This window comes from Porphyromonas vaginalis (assembly GCF_958301595.1).
GTDB classification, from domain to species: Bacteria; Bacteroidota; Bacteroidia; order Bacteroidales; family Porphyromonadaceae; genus Porphyromonas; species Porphyromonas vaginalis.
This window is the reverse complement of sequence record NZ_CATQJU010000001.1, coordinates 912,744-929,619: the sequence shown is the minus strand read 5'-3', so window position 1 is coordinate 929,619 and position 16,876 is coordinate 912,744. Positions and strand designations below refer to the sequence as shown.

13 protein-coding genes, 1 tRNA gene and 1 pseudogene are annotated in these 16,876 nt (G+C 52.6%); 13 read left to right on the top strand and 2 right to left on the bottom strand.

Going from position 1 to position 16,876, the window contains the following annotated elements:
* The first annotated feature begins 4 nt into the window (after positions 1–4).
* Together mfd and Q2J34_RS09925 are read left to right on the top strand one after the other, a co-directional pair.
* On the top strand, positions 5–3,352 hold the full coding sequence (mfd, locus tag Q2J34_RS03730) for a transcription-repair coupling factor (protein ID WP_300969309.1): 3,348 nt from the start codon (positions 5–7) through the stop codon (positions 3,350–3,352).
* 11 nt (positions 3,353–3,363) lie between these two features.
* Positions 3,364–3,456 (top strand): annotated as a pseudogene (locus Q2J34_RS09925) (IS200/IS605 family transposase); the annotation flags it as partial.
* Between the two features lie 1,503 nt (positions 3,457–4,959).
* Here the strand turns inward: Q2J34_RS09925 and Q2J34_RS03725 are convergent.
* Together Q2J34_RS03725 and Q2J34_RS03720 are read right to left on the bottom strand one after the other, a co-directional pair.
* Complete coding sequence (locus Q2J34_RS03725; RefSeq protein ID WP_300969308.1) at positions 4,960–5,916, bottom strand: IS3 family transposase; 957 nt, start codon at positions 5,914–5,916, stop codon at positions 4,960–4,962.
* Between the two features lie 11 nt (positions 5,917–5,927).
* On the bottom strand, positions 5,928–6,347 hold the full coding sequence (locus Q2J34_RS03720) for a helix-turn-helix domain-containing protein (RefSeq protein ID WP_300969307.1): 420 nt from the start codon (positions 6,345–6,347) through the stop codon (positions 5,928–5,930).
* 47 nt (positions 6,348–6,394) lie between these two features.
* Between Q2J34_RS03720 and Q2J34_RS03715 the strand changes: the two genes are divergently transcribed.
* The 11 genes from Q2J34_RS03715 to Q2J34_RS03665 all read left to right on the top strand — a co-directional run bounded on the left by Q2J34_RS03715 (position 6,395) and on the right by Q2J34_RS03665 (position 16,778).
* The gene (locus tag Q2J34_RS03715; protein ID WP_300969306.1) at positions 6,395–6,523 is read left to right on the top strand and encodes a hypothetical protein; all 129 of its coding nucleotides are present in this window, start codon (positions 6,395–6,397) and stop codon (positions 6,521–6,523) included.
* A 57-nt stretch (positions 6,524–6,580) separates the two neighbouring features.
* A complete protein-coding gene (locus Q2J34_RS03710) occupies positions 6,581–8,032 on the top strand; it encodes a hypothetical protein (RefSeq protein ID WP_300969305.1) in 1,452 nt (483 codons plus the stop codon).
* A 286-nt stretch (positions 8,033–8,318) separates the two neighbouring features.
* Positions 8,319–9,629 carry a tyrosine--tRNA ligase gene (tyrS, locus tag Q2J34_RS03705; RefSeq protein ID WP_300969304.1) on the top strand — a complete coding sequence of 437 codons (1,311 nt, stop codon included), beginning with the start codon at positions 8,319–8,321 and terminating at the stop codon, positions 9,627–9,629.
* An 18-nt stretch (positions 9,630–9,647) separates the two neighbouring features.
* On the top strand, positions 9,648–10,712 hold the full coding sequence (locus Q2J34_RS03700; RefSeq protein WP_300969303.1) for a glycosyltransferase family 2 protein: 1,065 nt from the start codon (positions 9,648–9,650) through the stop codon (positions 10,710–10,712).
* 18 nt (positions 10,713–10,730) lie between these two features.
* On the top strand, positions 10,731–11,366 hold the full coding sequence (udk, locus tag Q2J34_RS03695) for a uridine kinase (protein WP_298886583.1): 636 nt from the start codon (positions 10,731–10,733) through the stop codon (positions 11,364–11,366).
* Between the two features lie 22 nt (positions 11,367–11,388).
* Positions 11,389–12,060 (top strand): trimeric intracellular cation channel family protein, encoded by a 672-nt coding sequence (locus Q2J34_RS03690; protein WP_300969302.1) that lies wholly within the window; start codon positions 11,389–11,391, stop codon positions 12,058–12,060.
* 12 nt (positions 12,061–12,072) lie between these two features.
* Entirely contained in the window at positions 12,073–13,086 is a 1,014-nt protein-coding gene (locus Q2J34_RS03685; RefSeq protein ID WP_306424745.1) for a L,D-transpeptidase, read from the top strand.
* Between the two features lie 148 nt (positions 13,087–13,234).
* On the top strand, positions 13,235–13,516 hold the full coding sequence (gene rpsO, locus Q2J34_RS03680) for a 30S ribosomal protein S15 (RefSeq protein WP_293964974.1): 282 nt from the start codon (positions 13,235–13,237) through the stop codon (positions 13,514–13,516).
* A 222-nt stretch (positions 13,517–13,738) separates the two neighbouring features.
* A tRNA-Gly gene (locus tag Q2J34_RS03675) sits at positions 13,739–13,811 on the top strand.
* Between the two features lie 519 nt (positions 13,812–14,330).
* Positions 14,331–15,302, top strand: a complete 972-nt coding sequence (locus Q2J34_RS03670) for an IS30 family transposase (RefSeq protein ID WP_300969182.1) — start codon at positions 14,331–14,333, stop codon at positions 15,300–15,302.
* 153 nt (positions 15,303–15,455) lie between these two features.
* Positions 15,456–16,778, top strand: coding sequence for a DUF2130 domain-containing protein (locus tag Q2J34_RS03665; protein ID WP_300969300.1), 1,323 nt, complete (start codon positions 15,456–15,458; stop codon positions 16,776–16,778).
* The last annotated feature ends 98 nt before the right edge of the window (positions 16,779–16,876 follow it).

Below are 16,876 nucleotides of genomic sequence, written 5' to 3'. Positions count from 1 at the left end.
CCTTATGTCCCTCCTCGATCTCTGGCACGATCATCCGCGCATCGTAGAGCTTCGTCAAGCCCTACAGCAGGATCATTGTGTAGAGCTCGAGGGGGTGACCGCTTCGGCACCCGCCTTTATCCTCGCCACCTTGGCGCGTGAGCACCCTTATCTGGTGATCGCCGAGGATGCCGACAGTGCGGGCTATATGCTGGGCGACTTAGAGGCTCTAGGGGTCAAAGCTTACTACTACCCCTCAGCCTTCAATAGACATATTAAATATGGTCAGCGAGAGCCGGCGCAGGAGGTGCTGCGTGCCGAATTGCTCGCCTGCCTTGCTGCGGGCGATACACCGCTGATCGTCTCTTACCCCGAAGCTCTTGCCGAGGCGATACCCTCCCAGCAGGAGGTGTCACAGAGCTGCTTCACACTCAGCGTGGGCGATGTCATCAGCCGTGACACGCTACGAGAGCGACTACTCGAGGAGGGCTTCGAAGAGGTAGACTACGTCTACAGCCCTGGACAAGTGGTCTACCGTGGTAGTCTCGTGGACATCTTTTCCTATGGCAGCACCTATCCGTATCGCATCGACTTCTTTGACGATGAGATCGATAGCATACGCCGCTTTGACATCGAGAGCCAGCTCTCTGTAGATCAGTGCGAGCGTGCCGAGATAGCACCCGCACTACAGGTCAAAGGCGATGCCACTGGCGGAGAGACCTCGCTCTTGTCGCTCCTTTCTCCTGACTACCAACTCTGGATCAGTCGCTACGAGTCGCTCTCTGAGCAGTGGAGAGCACTCTACGATGCGGAGCTGGCAGTGGAGTACGAGGGTGCTTTTGCCACGCAGGAGGAAATGCGAGCTCTACTACTCCCACCTGACAAACTCACGGCTGAGGTAAAGCAGCGCACGAAGATCCTAGCTACTCCGACGAAGGGGCTGTCGATCGTTGACCGACGGATCACCTTTACAACCAAGCCACAGCTACTGATCCATCGACACTTTGACCTATTGGTCGAGGAGCTGCAAGTGCGCAAGCGGGGCTTCTTCAAGAGCTTCTTCCTCTCCGAGTCGTCGGCACAGGCGCAGCGTCTCAAGGAGATACTCATCGAGCGCGAGGCCGAGGAGCTACTCCCCGAGTGGGTGCCACTAGTCGTCCACGAGGGCTTTGAGGACAAGGACTTGGACGTCTTACTCCTGACCGATCATCAGGTCTTCGACCGCTACCACCACTACCAGCTCAAGAGCGACCGCATACGCAATGCCGATGCGGCCATCTCGCTCAAGGAGCTACACGCCATCTCGCCTGGCGACTACATCGTCCACAGCGACCACGGCGTGGGGCAGTTTGACGGGCTCCTCACCACGGAGGTAGACGGCAAGCCACGTGAGGTGGTCAAGCTGGTTTACCAAAACAAAGATGTACTCCTCGTGAGCATCCACAGCCTGCACAAGCTCTCGAAGTACCAGGCGCAAGAGGAGGGCTCGCCACAGCTCAGCAAACTAGGTACGGGAGCCTGGACAAAGCTCAAGGAGCGTGCGAAGACCAAGATCAAGTCGATCGCTCGTGACCTCATTGCGCTCTATGCAGCGCGCAAAGAGCAGCCGGGCTTTGCCTTTTCGCCCGATAGCTACCTGCAGCACGAGATGGAGGCTTCCTTTGCCTATGAAGAGACGCCCGACCAACTGAAAGCGATCGAGCAGATCAAGGCGGACATGGAGAGTAACCGTCCGATGGATCGATTGGTCTGCGGTGACGTGGGCTTTGGCAAGACAGAGGTGGCGATACGAGCAGCCTTCAAGGCGGTCGCCGACAGCAAGCAGGTGGCAGTCTTGGTGCCGACGACGATCCTAGCTTATCAGCACTACCAGACCTTTAGCCAGCGACTCGAGGGGTTGCCCTGCCGTATCGAGTACCTATCAAGGGCTAAGAGCGACAAGCAGTCGAAGGCTATCCTAGCAGATCTAGCGGAGGGACGAGTAGACATATTAATAGGTACGCACCGGCTACTGGGCAAAGGAGTCACCTTCAAGTCTCTCGGACTGCTCATCATAGACGAGGAGCAGAAGTTTGGCGTCAAGGCTAAGGAGCAGCTCCGCAAGCTTCAGGTCAACGTGGATACGCTCACGCTCTCGGCGACACCGATACCCCGCACCCTGCAGTTCTCCCTGATGGGTGCTCGTGACCTCTCCAACATCAATACGCCTCCGCGCAATCGTCAGCCGGTCACGACACGACTCATTCGCTGGTCGCAAGAGACCATCGCCGACGCTATCGGGTACGAGCTAGCACGCCACGGACAGGTCTTCTTCGTTCACAACCGCATTGAGTCGATCCACGGCGTGGCGGGACAGATCCAGGAGTGCGTCCCCGGCATCCGCATAGCGATTGCCCACGGGCGCTTGACCCCAAGCGAGACGGAGCAGATACTCCTAGACTTTGCCGAGCGCAAGTACGACCTACTTCTAGCCACGACGATCATCGAGAATGGCATCGACATGCCCAATGTCAATACGATCATCATCAACTCCGCTCACCGCTACGGACTGAGCGACCTGCACCAGCTCCGCGGACGTGTGGGGCGTGGTAGCCAGCGGGCATACTGCTATCTGATCACCCCTCCGCTAGGCACCCTCACAGAGGCTGCCTCACGGCGTGTCAAGGCTATCGAGAGCTTCTCCGATCTCGGCAGCGGTATGCGCATCGCTCTGCAGGATCTAGACATACGAGGTGCCGGCAACATATTAGGCACCGAGCAAAGTGGCTTCATTGCGGATCTAGGCTTCGAGACTTACCGCAAAGTCTTTGAGGAAGCGGTGCGAGAGGTCAAGCAGGAGGACTTTGCTGCGCTCTTTGCCGCTCAGACGGAGCAACAGGCCGAGCTGGGCAATGCGCTCACCGACACCACGATCGATACCGACCTCGACCTCTCCCTACCCCACGAATACATACCGCAAGACAGCGAGCGCATCTTGCTCTACCGTGAACTAGACGAGCTGGAGAGCGACCGCGAACTAAAAGACTTCGCCGATCGCCTACGAGACCGCTTTGGCGCACTACCACCGCAGACCAAGGGGCTTCTCATGGTACCCCGTCTGCGACGGATGGCCAGCCACCTTGGCATCGTCAAGGTATCGCTACGTCGTGAGCAGATGATCCTCTTCCTACCGCCCAGTGGCTCGGCATACTATCAGAGCAAAGCCTTCGACATACTCCTCAAGAGCGTGGCTAGCTACGGCAAAGCGTGCGAAGTGCGCGAGACCCGTGAGGGTCACCGCAGCGTCAAGTGGCATAACGTCACCACCGTCTACCAAGCCGACAAAATCCTCTCGACGCTCTACAAAGCACTCTTCGCTCGCCCTGACAAATAAATCAATAAGTCATGTATGTAGGCAACTACACAGCTCTGTATTATCACATTGTTTTCTCAACTAAGGGGAGAAAGCCTTTGCTCCCTCCTAATGTTCAGCAGAGACAACGCTTAGAACACTATTGCTATTCAGGTCTGTGATGAAGACGGCACTAAGAAATAATAGTTGGACAATGACCATAGCATTTGCTTCGATTGAACTCCCAATCATAATCTTTCTATCATACTTTTCGTTGGCTAGTAAAGAGGGTCTGATGGAAATATATCATAGCAATCCTTTGGAGGTCACTCTCATTAAAGGATCTGTCTCGTTTGTTATAACTTCATTCGTGACCTCTTTAGCCATGTTGCTCCTTGCCATCATCAAAAGAATACTATTGAACGTCAAGACTACCAGGGAGAAGTTGTTCACTTCGTTGTTGCTCAATCTCATTGTTATAATTATTGAGATCATTGGCGTCTTAACATACAAATTGATCACAAACGGATATATCTGATTATTGCCGTCTGATGAAATATGAGGCTCATCCTCCGCTGAAAAACTTTTGCCAGACAGCTTTGGCTAAAGACACATCGCTCAGAGCTAAACAGCAACTATTTCTCTCTTATTAGGACTACGCCTGTAGCCCTACAGCGGGCTATACGTCCCGTGCGTCTTTACGGAGAGCAGACGACCGCTTGCGGTCGGACGCTTCGTAGCCGTCGGTCGGAGGGGCAACAGCCCCGAACGACCGATGGTTAGGTGAACGTGCTAGAAGATCGACCCCTTGAGGGTCGGACTAGACGATTGGGTGTCAAGATATTTGTCGTTATTTCATTGGTAGACATTGCCAAGGAAATACGAAAGTCCATCGCGCCTAAGCTCTAGTGGACTCAAGATGACCCTATGCCCCACAAGCTCCCCGACACCCCCCAGATAAGAAAGATAGGACAAATGAATACATTTGATAGTTGAGCCTACAACCTTTCCAGGGGTGACGCATTATATATAATGATCTCATCGACCACTCTACTCCTTGCTGGTCGCTAATGTGTAGTTTCTGAAAAAGCAATTATGATGCGTCAGCCCTAGCTGGGAAAAATCGACGCCGATTCGCTACAATAATTTAGACCTGACTACATATCGAAACGGCATTGTGTCGGGGAAAAGTGATTTCCACGTGGATATTTCAAAATCTCCACGTGGAGAATAAAAAATTCTTCGGAGGAATGAAATGAAACTTCGGAAGAATCAAATGAAACTTCGGAAGAAATGAATCACGCCCACGTGGATGTGGTTCCCTGAAAATGGTTGACTTTTTTTTTGTTAAAACGGATGTCGGTTGACATCGTTTTCGTCGTCAAACTAGAATGAGTTGTCTTGACTTTTCAAAGATACTGATTTTAGTTGACTCTGGCAATTTGGGGTAGTTTTTCGTGGTATACCCCGGGCTTGTTTTTTTTCTTTTTTCAAATCGGACAAACACCCCGTTGGTAATGCAACTGACTAAGCCAAACGCCTGTAGCATAGCGGAGGGCGTTTGGTGTGTCAGGTGCATTGCCGCTCTTTGTGTTCCGATTGAAAATGAAAAATCCAGTCTCTTCTTTATTTGCTGATATAAGTTCTATTTAGCTGGTTACTAGCTCCTTTGACTCTTTGTCTTTTCGAGCTTTCTGAATCGCGTCTTCACGATAGCTGCGCCATCGCTTCTTCAGGGGACCCGTACATTCCCTAGCTTCTTGTGGGGTCATATAGTCGATGCTCATATGAGGGCGAGTAGTGTTGTAAGTCTCTATAGCTTTGCTGATTGCACTTTCCGCTTCAGAGATGTTATGGAACACTTTGCCCATTAAGAGTTCGTTCTTAATGGTGCTGTTCACCCGCTCTGACTGGGAGTTCTCTTTGGGTTCTCCTGACTCTGTCATGCTGATCTGTATTCCTCTTTTCTTGAGTATCTTAGTATACTGCAGACTGGCATATTGAGTGCCTCTGTCGGAGTGGTGAATGAGATCGGAAGCGTCCTTTCTGGGGAGCCGCTTGAGGGCTTGCTTTAGTGCCTCGCAGGGGTATTCTGAGGCGAGACTGTCCCCTAGACTATAGCCCACAATCTCCTTCGTATAGTTATCCAAAATCAGGGATAAGAAGCAGAACTCAACCCTGTTGTCCCCTCGCTCCAAGGGGATGTAGGTGATGTCGCTGCTCCACACCTGATTTGGACCATCGGGGATAAGGTCCCGAACGAGGTTGGGGTAGGTGGGCTGGTCGTGGCTGGAGTCCGTGGTGCGGGGAGCTTTGTAGCGCCTCGGTATGCGGACGTAGAGCTTGTGCTTGCGTATGTAGCTCACAAACTTATCTCTGCCAACGGGATAGCGGGCTCCCCACTCCCTGCAATACTGCATCCAAAGCGATACGCCTCCAATACCTGGATTGCTTTTACGTGCTTCCACAATATAGCTTATCACTATAAACTCAAGCTCAGATTCTCTCAAGGGCGTGTCGGACTTGAGGTACTTGTAATAGGCTTGTGGACTCTTGTTCAGTGCCTTGCAGACCTGCTTGATTGGATGTTCATATTGATCTTTCACAGCTGTCACAACTAGTGGCCATTTTTTTTTTGCTCATCGATGCTGTACACCTCCAAGCAGGTCTTGAAGACATCTCGCTCTAAGCAGGCTTGGTCAAGAGCTTTTTCGAGCTCCATGATACGTGCTTTCAGAGCGACATAGTCGTCCTTGCTGAGTTCCTCAGAGGGGGTGCATCGTGGGGGTATTCTCTTTTTGTTCATAGCTTTAGCCACTTCAGGGTTTTCTTGCTCAAAGATACGAATCCAATTGCGAATCGTACATGATGTTACCTGATACTGGCTCGCTAGAATCTTGATTGAATAGCCATTTACGTAGTAGCGCTTGAGTGCCTCAAGCCGTTCGGCCGTTGTGGCATGTCCCTTGGTTGGGCGATTTGTTGATCCCTTCGTGGGCTTCGACTTCGTGTCTTTTGTCTGTTTCATTGTACTCATAGTTATATTACTTACGAGTCAACTTTTTTCAGGGTAAGACAGGAGTCGTGGAGCCTGGTGTAGGTGACCCGCTTGAGCCTCGTAGCATCGCCTTCGACAGACCATTCTTTGCCTCTATCGTACACCCCGAGACGGGCAAGATACTCTTCATCGCTGCCATCAACACACTACGCTGATGATGCGTACTAAGCGCACATATACACTAAGCAGTTTAACTATAAAACGTTTCCCCTATGAAAAGAATCACATCAACCCTCCTGCTCCTCGTAGCAGGACTATTCGCCCTCACTAGTTGTGGCTGGGATAACCCCATCACGGGCGGTGACACGCCTCAGGAGCCCGAGCGGATCTCGCAGTGGATGCTCCCCATAGAGCGTTACGGCATCACCCTCGATGAGGCAACTCAGATCGAGGAGGGACGTGGCAACAAGGTCGAGCGCTCAGACGAGCTGATGACCCTCACCGCTACGCCTCAAGACACCAAGGTGGTACAAGAGATCGTCTACTACTTTGATCGGGCTGGCCACTATCAGGTGGCTCGCGTAAAGTTTGCTTCGCAAGAGAGTGCCAAGCAGTTCATCGATGAGTATCTGCTCAACAACGGCTTCGTCAAGAGCAACCTTCGCACCGCTAAGGCTTCGGAGGAGATCTACATCAGCGCACCACGCGGTAGCCAGGTCTCTTCAGTCATCCTCGTGGATGGTGAGCAGACCGAGCCAATCTTCTGGTGGACTAACAATGACAACAAGAAGACCAACTGGCTACGTGTCGATCCCCTTCAGGATCAGACTACTGGCATCTGGATGCCGCTCCTACCTTACGGAGCTACACTAGAGATGGTTCAGCTCTTTGAGGCACGTATGGGACATACATTCGATGCCGAGGCGAGCAAGCCTGATAGGGGCGTCTACAAGTTCAAGACGGGTCACGAGGTGTACACACAGACCACCTATTGGTTTGACGTAAAGACGAACCACTTCCTCGAGGAGAGCAAAGTCTCTTGCGATACGCTCCATCGCCCCACGCCTGAGCAGCTTGACGCTTACCTGAAGGCTCAGGGCTTCAAGCCTACAGGCCTCAAGGACAAGGAGGGCAACCCCATCTACTACGACAAGAGCATCAAGCTCATTGCCAACGTAGATATGAATATCCCTAAGGCCGCCGAGGCTAAAAAGACTTTCCGCCCAGGTATCCAGTACTATACCAATAGTGATATAGAGCAGCTTCTCCCCTATGAGGAGGTAGACTTCCCGATGCCACTCTTTGGCTTTGAGAAGGAGAAGATGGAGGATATCATGAAGAAGTATGGCGATCAGGACTACACGGCAACGGTTCTGCCGGAGCTTGCCGCTGATATGCCTTTTCCAGCCGTACAGACACGTAGCAAGTACTTCCCGACCATTATCTTGTGGCCTAGTGACAATGACGAGTCGCTCTATGGTGCAGCGATGGTTATCTGTACAGATCTCAAGGCACTCCGCTCTCCATCGCTCATAGATCGCTTGGAGCGTCGTGGATTTGTCTATGACAAGACGAGATCCATCCTACTGCCCACCTATATCAACGAGCAGGAGGGCGTCATGGTTCAGATAGATGAGGGGACCATCATCACGGGTTTCAGCTTCAGTCCTATTGAGAACTTCAAGAGTGCGTCTGTCCCCATGGCACGTCGTCTGAAGCGATAGTGCTAGACCGAGCGATATAACATCGACAACAATAATGCGGGCGGGCTCACCATGTAGTGAGTCCGCCCGTTGTCGTCTAGAGAGTTTGGGAGAGTGGCTGAGGAGGAGTCGCTCCCCTCATCGCCTGTATCGTCCTCTACTACTTATACATACGAGTTCCAAAAACAGTTCCCCTCTTGGAACTTTTTAGTTCCAAGAGGGGAACTTTTCGGCTCCAAGGGAGGAAGCGTCTATTAGCTAGTAATAATTCGTACCTTTGTAACCTAGGTAATACAAAAGAATAACTATGAGCCACTCCTCACTGATTAGCGAACTGAAGGCGCGTGGGATGATTCATAATATCATGCCAGGCACCGAAGAGCAACTCACAGAGCATCTGACGACGGCCTACGTGGGCTTTGACCCGACGGCTGACTCGCTCCATATCGGTCACCTTGTCGGCGTGATGATGCTCCGGCACTTGCAGCGTGCTGGACACAAGCCGATAGCTCTACTGGGTGGAGCTACCGGTATGATCGGCGACCCCTCGATGAAGTCCCAAGAGCGCAACCTACTAGACATGGATACGCTCCGACACAATCAGGAGTGCATCGGTCGGCAGCTGGGGCACTTCCTCGACTTTGAGTCTGACGCTCCCAATAAGGCACTTCTGCTCAACAACTATGACTGGATGAAGGACTACAGCTTCCTCAACTTCATCCGAGACATCGGTAAGCATATCACGGTGAACTATATGATGGCGAAGGACAGCGTCAAGCGTCGCCTCGAGGCAAATGCTGAGGCGGGACTCTCCTTCACCGAGTTCTCCTACCAGCTCCTCCAGGGCTACGACTACCTGCACCTCTACCGTGAGTACGGCTGCCGTGTGCAGATGGGTGGTTCGGACCAGTGGGGCAATATCACGACTGGTACGGAGCTGATACGCCGTATCGATGGCGGCGAAGCCTTTGGTGTGACCTGCCCACTGATCAAGAAGGCTGACGGCACAAAGTTTGGCAAGACAGAACAAGGCAACGTCTGGCTAGATCGTCGCTACACGTCGCCCTACACCTTCTGTCAGTTCTGGCTCAACGTCTCGGACGAGGACGCCGAGCGTTTTGTCAAGATCTTTACCAGCATCCCACTAGAGGAGATCGACTCACTCATAGAGCGTCACCGCCAGGCACCGCATGAGCGCCTCCTCCAGCACACGCTTGCCGAGGAACTCACGGTCATGGTACACGGACGCGAGGACTACGAGCAGAGCATGTCGGCCGGGCAGATACTCTTTGGCAACAACACGCACGACCAGCTGCGTCAGATGTCGGAAGAACTACTCAAGGAGGTGATGGCAGGCGTGCCGCACTACGATGTGGCCCGGACGCTCCTAGAGCAGGCAGACGGCGTCAAGCTGCTAGACCTACTGGTAGAGCATGCGCCGATCTTTAAGTCCAAGGGCGAGCTGCGCAAGCTGATCGCTTCGAACGGCATCAGCCTCAACAAGGAGAAGGTTGCTGACCAAGAATGTGTGGTTACCACCGATGACCTGATCGCAGGCAAGTATCTGATCGTGCAGCGAGGTAAGAAGAACTACTACCTCATCACGGTCTCTGCCTAGCACAAAAAGGGAAGCCCTATGCTCCTCTCGGTCGTTCTAGTCAACTACAAGGTGCCACAACTGACCATCGAGGCGGTTCGCTCGGTGCTGGCTAGTTGTCGTCAGATCGAGGGCGAAGTAGAGGTGATCGTGCTGGACAATGCTTCGGACGATGACTCGATGGAGCGTCTCCGCACAGCCTTGGGCGCAGAGCCTAGGGTGAAGCTACTGGAGAGTCCGACGAATGGAGGCTTTGCCCGTGGCAATAACCAAGCGATTGCCGAGGCGCGTGGAGACTATCTCCTGTTGCTCAATCCTGATACACTAATCGGGGAGTCAACGCTCGCCTACTGCTTGACCTTCCTCCAGACCCATCCCGAGGCGGGTGCCGTGGGGCCTCGCCTCATTAACCAGTCTGGAGCGATGCACCCCGAGAGCAAGCGGGGCGTGCCTACGCTGTGGCATAGTTTCTGTCGCTTCACACGTCTCTACCGCTTGGCACCTCACTCTGCATGGCTCAATGGCTACTACCAGGGGCATCGCTCGTCCGACGAAGTGCAGCAGGTGCCGGTGCTGACGGGTGCCTTCCTAATGATGCGACGGGCACTATACCTAGCGGTGGGTGGACTCGACGAGCGCTACTTCATGTATGGCGAGGACATAGATCTCTGCTACACGATAGAGCGAGCGGGCTACCACAACTACTACCTCCCCACGCCTGTACTACACTACAAGGGCGAGTCAGAGCAGGCCGCCGACAGGGTGCGCTACGAGGAGAACTTCTACGGAGCGATGCGCCTCTTCTACCTCAAGCATCAGGGGGAGAGTTGGTGGAGCCGGCACGTGACCACGCCACTGGTACTTGCTGCCATCAACGTGCAGCGGCGCTTGGCGCAGGGGCGGCGCAAAGCGAGAGCTTCGCACGTCACGCTACCTGCACCGCACACAGTTTCGCTGACACTTGCCGAGCTAAGTGCAGATGTAGAGGCTTTCCCCCTAGGGACTCGACTAGAAGTGTCGCTGGCGGGGGCTTCGTACGATGCCCTGCTAGAGACTATGGAGCGCTGCGCTGCGCGGAAATACCTATTTAGAGTAAACCCATAAGACTATTTCGCTGAAGCTATGAAGCACAAACCGATTATCATAGGCGTAGCGGGCGGCACTGCCTCGGGCAAGAGCACCCTAGTGCGCCGTCTGCAGGAGACCTTTGTTGATGAGGATGTCGTAGTCCTCAGTCACGACTACTATTACAAGGCGCACGATGAGCTACCTCTGGAGCAGCGTGCTAAGCTCAACTATGATCACCCCGACGCCTTCGATACGAGGCTGATGTGCGAGCAGATAAACCAGCTTTGCGAGGGGCACAGCGTGGAGCGCCCCGTCTACTCCTTTGTCAATCACAACCGCATCCCCGAGACGGTCACCATAGATCCGCCTTGTGTGCTGATCATCGACGGCATCTTGATCTTTGAGAATGAGGAGCTACGTGACCTGATGGATGTCAAGATCTACGTACAGACGGACGATGATGTGCGCCTAGCACGACGCATACAGCGCGATGTCAAGGAGCGGGGACGCAGTGTCGACTCAGTCATCGAGCAATACCTCACGACGGTCAAGCCAATGCACCAGCAGTTTGTCGAGCCCTCACGACGCTACGCTGACCTGATTATCCCCGAGGGAGGCTTTAACTCCGTAGCGGTGCGTCTGCTCATAGATAATGTGCGCTCGCTCCTATCCTCAAGAGCTAAGCATTAGAGGTTAAATACTTAGCGGACAGATGTTGGATCAGATATTAGGCTTTGACTTCTCAGCTTTCGTATGGTCTGAGGAGACAGTGACGAGGATCCTAGACTTCATTGGGACCTTCGCCTTCGCTATCTCTGGCATACGCCTAGCATCGACCAAGCAGATGGACTGGTTCGGAGCTTATGTGCTGGGTGTCACGACAGCTGTGGGCGGAGGTACGCTACGTGACTTATTTCTCGGCACGACCCCCTTCTGGATGCTGCAGCCCTCCTATATGATCATTACCTTTGTTGCGTTGCTCTACGTATATATCTTTAGGAAGATCGTGATTCGCACAGCGCCGACAGTCTTTATCTTTGATGCTATCGGACTAGGACTCTTTATGGTGGTGGGTGTCGACAAGACGCTTGCTATGGGTTTCCCCAGTTGGGTGGCTGTCATCATGGGTACCGTGACAGGCTCCTTCGGAGGTTTGTTGCGAGACATCATCCTCAACGTGACCCCACTCATCTGTCGCCAAGACATCTACGCCTTGGCCTGCATCGCCGGAGGAGTCATCTACACCCTGATGCTCCGCTTCGTACCTATAGATACGGTCTACGCACAGCTCATATCAGCTGGTATGGTCATCCTGATACGCATCCTCGCAGCGCACTATCACTGGCACCTGCCCCAGCTCAAAGGGATCGACAGCTCCCATTAACTTATAGATCTTATGAAAAACATTATGACCTTCCTACCCCTTGCCCTCACGCTCCTACTGGCTTGCCAGCCCTCCACTGAAAGCAGTGCCGAGGTACCTATGGACACGATCACAACCGTAGACACTGTCGTGGCTGAGCCTCAGCCTGAGCTTACGGCTGAGCAGATCGTCATAGACCGAGAGCTAACCTTTGACAAGTATACGCTCGAGGACTCCTATGAGTATAAAGATGAGACTCGCACCATACAGTGGGATAAGATACGAGAGCAGCTCCTCCGCATAGAGCAACTACAGGCTGCGCCTCATCGGTGGGGTGTACTGCAAAACTATAAGAACCTAAACGGCGAAGCTCCCCTCACGAAAGTATGGTCTCGCGATAGCTACAAGCTAGTCTCTGACTCGCTCGGTGTGGAGCGCTATCAGGCGGTGCCACTCTACGCACCCACAGACACCCTCAAGCCCGAGCTTTATGGTCGCGACGGGACGCTCATAGCGATGACCGATACCCTAGGTAGCAAGTTCTGGCAAGGCAAAGTCGAGTCTCCCGAGGCGGAGTGGTATGTGCCACGGCGCTACATACAGCTACTGAAGCCTGACGTCACCTTCTCGCACGTGGTCGTAGTAGATCGCAAGAACCAGCACATCGTCGTGCTGGAGCGTCAGTCGCCAGCGCACTACCTCGTGCGGAGTATCAACCCCGCCACGACGGGGCGTCACAAGCCGCCCCACGCTAAGGAGACACCTCTAGGCATCTTCCTCCTACAGCAGAAGAAGTCAAAGATGTTTTACACCAGTGACGGCTCCAGTCGCATCGCCGGCTTTGCACCGTGGGCTAGCCGCTTCACTTGCGGAGCCTATATACATGGTGTGCCCGTAAACAATCCCAAGGGTAAGATCGTCGAGTACAGTCCGTCACTTGGCACGACCCCCCGCTCTCACATGTGCGTCCGCAACGCCAGCTCTCACGCTCAGTTTATCTATGACAACTGCCCCACGCTTGCCACGCTCGTCGTCGTTATCGAGTGACCCTTTGCGGAGGGGCAGGCTTGCGGGGTGAAAGATTATTTGTACCTTTGCAGGCGAAATGCATCGTCGTACTCATTGTCGCCCCATTGAGGTGGGGCCTTGGGTGGCGAGGATGTTATGAATGTCTCACAAATAACCTCATAACAAAATGTACCTAGACAGTACCAAGAAGCAAGAGATCTTCGCAAAGTACGGAGCCTCTGCACAGGACACCGGCAGTGTCGAGAGCCAAGTAGCTCTCTTTACTTATCGTATTCAGCACCTCACGGAGCACCTTAAGGAGAATAAGAAGGACTTCTCTACGTCACGTAGCCTGAAGATGCTCGTAGGTAAGCGTCGTCGTCTGCTAGACTACCTCGCCAAGAAGGATATCGAGCGCTATCGTAAGCTCATCGCTGACCTTGGCATCCGTCACACGACGAAGTTCTAAGCAGCGCAGCAAGCCGAAAGTCCTAGGTGGAAAATTAGCTGCGGGAGGAGATCCCAAAAAATAATTTCCCCGAAGCTATTGCAGATTCAAAAAGTTTTCGTACCTTTGTACTCACAAATCGGCAGGACACCCTTTAGCACCTCTCGGAGGTTAGGCTGAGTAGCGTCTTTTTTGGGATACTCATAGTAATACAAGAGGGGCATAAGAGGGAAGGTCCGAAATGCGGAAGTAGCTCAGTTGGTAGAGCACAACCTTGCCAAGGTTGGGGTCGCGGGTTCGAGTCCCGTCTTCCGCTCTTCGAAAGACAAAGATATTGGTTTAGAGTAAGAACAGATAAGCGTAGTGAGCTACATGGCTCCTACGCTTATCTTGTTTTATGACGGTTCGCCTAGAGCCGTAACTAGCCAAGCTTTCCACATCTCCTTAGACTGAGAAGGTGTATATTTGCAAGTAGAGACTGTTGCAAAAGTCAACTGTCTCACAATCTTGCTTGCAAGATTATCCGGACTTTGCAGAAAGGATGAAGCGCAAGGCGCTGAGGGTGAGGCCTGAAGGGAGCACACATCCGTATGTGACCTAAGCCGAATTCCGAAAACAACACAGCGATTCGCCTTTATGCAATAGCGTATTTTCCACTCCAAAATGCAATTTGGAGTGGAGCTCGCCCTGCTCCGGACGCCCCCTCCTCTCCTAGGAGGGCGGGAGGAGCAGGTAGCGAGCTGCCGAGACGAAAAAAGGGACGATGCGCTCACCGTCCCTTTAAGGTTAATGCAGTATATTTGCTGTGGAAACAAAAACTTAGCTATATACAAGTATGCATCTAACCCAAGCGCAAAGATACGAAATTGCTGCTCTTCTGAAGACTAACACGCCTCAAAAAAAGATCGCAGAGGTCATAGGAGTACACCCTAGCACCATCTGTAGAGAGATTAAGAGGAACTTGACACCCGCTGGCAACTATAGCCCTACTCAGGCTCAGATGTTTGCCAAAGAGCGACAAGACTGGAAGAACAAGGCAAGAGCTAAATTGACGAATGCTATGAAAGCTGATATTGTCCAGTGCATTGTAGAGCATAAATGGTCTCCAGAGCAAATTGCTGGAAGGCGAAAGCTGGAGGGCAAGCCGATGGTCGGTAAGACCTCCATTTACAAGTTCCTGCATCAAGACAAGAAAGCTGGAGGCAAGCTTTACAAACACACAAGGCATGGGCTAGCTTATCGCAAGCGACGCCTGGCCGTACCAATAAAAACAGACTGGCCTAAGCGAAAGTCCATAGAGACTCGTCCTGAGTGCATTGACCAGAAGGCACGAGTAGGAGATTTTGAGATGGATACCATTATAGGCAAAGAGCAGAAAGGAGCAATTTTAACGCTTGTAGAGCGTGTTACAGGCTTTACTATCATACGACTTCTGGAGCATGGCAAGGATGCCAAAGCTCTCGCCAGAGAGGTGAATAAAGCTCTGAGGTACTACAAGAAGATGGGACTGCTACACTCGATCACAACCGACAATGGAAGTGAGTTTGCCAAGTTTAAGACCATAGAGAGGTCTCTCAAAACGCCCGTCTACTTTGCCCACCCCTATCAATCCTGGGATAAGCCTCATATTGAGTACCTAAACAAACTGCTACGCCAGTTTATTCCTAAGGCCTCTACTTTCGAAGACTTAACTGACGCTGACCTTAGACGCTTTCAGAACCTACTAAACAATAGACCCCGTAAAAACCTAAACTATAAGACACCCAATGAAGTCATCAAAAACATCATTCTTGAGAAATTGCATTAGCGGGTGGAATGTACGTAGTCTCAAGTAGAGAGAGGCCGATCGGATCACTCCGAAACTTCCGATAGCTCAGATACCTTCCGATCCCTCTCTAACTTCTAATCCCTAATCTCTAACTTCTAATCTCTAACTTCTAACATCCAACCTCTAATCCCTATGCACGAATTGGTTTGTCCGAATTGCCATCAGCCGTTTAGTATCGATGAGCGTGGTTATGCGCAGCTGCTAGAGCAGGTGCGTGGCGAGGCTTTTGACAAGGCGCTCGCTGAGCGCGTGGCGCTGGTCGAGGAGCAGAGCCGACAGGCCCAGCAGCTCGCTGTGGCACAGGCTGAGGCGACGCTCAAGGAGCAGATCTCAAAGCGAGACAACGAGCTGGTACAGCTCCAGAGCAAGCTCGACGCTATGGGCGAGAAGAGCCAAGCGGATCTGAAGCTAGCTCTGGCCAACAAAGAGCAAACGCTCATCGAGCTGCAGGCGCAGCTAGCGCAGCAAGAGAGCCTACGAGACAATGAGCGCCTGAAGGTGCAGGCCGAGAGCCAGAAAGCACTACAAGCTAAGGAGCAAGAGATCACAGCATTGCAGGCTCAGGTGGAGCTACAGAGCAAAGAGGCTCAGCTAGAGGTCAAGCAACTGCAAGAGCAACACGAGCTAGAGAAGAAGGTGCTAGAGCAAGAGGTAGACTTTTACAAAGACCTCAAGTCTCGCATGTCCACCAAGATGCTGGGTGAGACACTCGAGCAGCACTGCGCCTTGGAGTTTGAGCAGAAGCTGAGACCCTTTTATCCCAACGCATACTTTGAGAAGGACAACGACGTGGTCGGTGGCACCAAGGGAGACTTTGTCTTTCGTGACTATGCCGATGAAGGTGAGCTAGAGTACATCTCCATCATGTTTGAGATGAAAAACGAGTCTGACACGACCTCCACGAAGCATCGCAACGAAGACTTTCTCAAGAAGCTTGACGAGGATCGACGCAAGAAGGGGTGCGAGTACGCCGTCCTCGTGTCGCTCCTGGAGGGCGACAACGAACTCTATAACGGCGGTATCGTCGACAAGTCACACCGCTACGAGAAGATGTATGTGATCCGTCCCCAGTTCTTCGTGCCACTCATCACGCTCCTCGTCTCCGCCTCACGCAAGAGCCTCGATATACGCAAGCAGCTCTTCGAGGCGCAGCGGCAGTCCATCGACATCACACACTTTGAGGAGAAAGTGAAGGACTTCAAGAACAGATTCGGGCGCGACATACGCTTAGCAAATGATAAGTTTCTGAAGGCGATCAAAGAAATCGATACCTCTATCGAGCATCTGCAAAAGATCAAAGGGCTTCTTATGGGTAGCGAAAACTACTTGCGCCTAGCCAACGACAAGGCGGAGGAACTGACCATTCACAAGCTCACCTACAAGAACCCGACGATGCAGGCTAAGTTTAAGGAGCTCAAAGCGCAGCGAGCACTTGAACAGCCGTCAGAGGATTAGGCTTCCAAACACGATATATAGAGAGGGGACTCGACCGCTACCGTGCGATCGGGTCCCCTCTATCATTAAGAGACTATTGACTTTTGCAACAGTCTCAT

What these genes read in the sequence shown, in the direction of transcription:
- mfd (WP_300969309.1), top strand. Translation starts at nt 5, where the DNA reads ATGTCCCTCCTCGATCTCTGGCACGATCATCCGCGCATCGTAGAGCTT.
- Q2J34_RS03720 (WP_300969307.1), bottom strand. Translation starts at nt 6,347, where the DNA reads ATGAGTACAATGAAACAGACAAAAGACACGAAGTCGAAGCCCACGAAG.
- Q2J34_RS03710 (WP_300969305.1), top strand. Translation starts at nt 6,581, where the DNA reads ATGAAAAGAATCACATCAACCCTCCTGCTCCTCGTAGCAGGACTATTC.
- tyrS (WP_300969304.1), top strand. Translation starts at nt 8,319, where the DNA reads ATGAGCCACTCCTCACTGATTAGCGAACTGAAGGCGCGTGGGATGATT.
- Q2J34_RS03700 (WP_300969303.1), top strand. Translation starts at nt 9,648, where the DNA reads ATGCTCCTCTCGGTCGTTCTAGTCAACTACAAGGTGCCACAACTGACC.
- udk (WP_298886583.1), top strand. Translation starts at nt 10,731, where the DNA reads ATGAAGCACAAACCGATTATCATAGGCGTAGCGGGCGGCACTGCCTCG.
- Q2J34_RS03690 (WP_300969302.1), top strand. Translation starts at nt 11,389, where the DNA reads ATGTTGGATCAGATATTAGGCTTTGACTTCTCAGCTTTCGTATGGTCT.
- Q2J34_RS03685 (WP_306424745.1), top strand. Translation starts at nt 12,073, where the DNA reads ATGAAAAACATTATGACCTTCCTACCCCTTGCCCTCACGCTCCTACTG.
- rpsO (WP_293964974.1), top strand. Translation starts at nt 13,235, where the DNA reads ATGTACCTAGACAGTACCAAGAAGCAAGAGATCTTCGCAAAGTACGGA.
- Q2J34_RS03670 (WP_300969182.1), top strand. Translation starts at nt 14,331, where the DNA reads ATGCATCTAACCCAAGCGCAAAGATACGAAATTGCTGCTCTTCTGAAG.
- Q2J34_RS03665 (WP_300969300.1), top strand. Translation starts at nt 15,456, where the DNA reads ATGCACGAATTGGTTTGTCCGAATTGCCATCAGCCGTTTAGTATCGAT.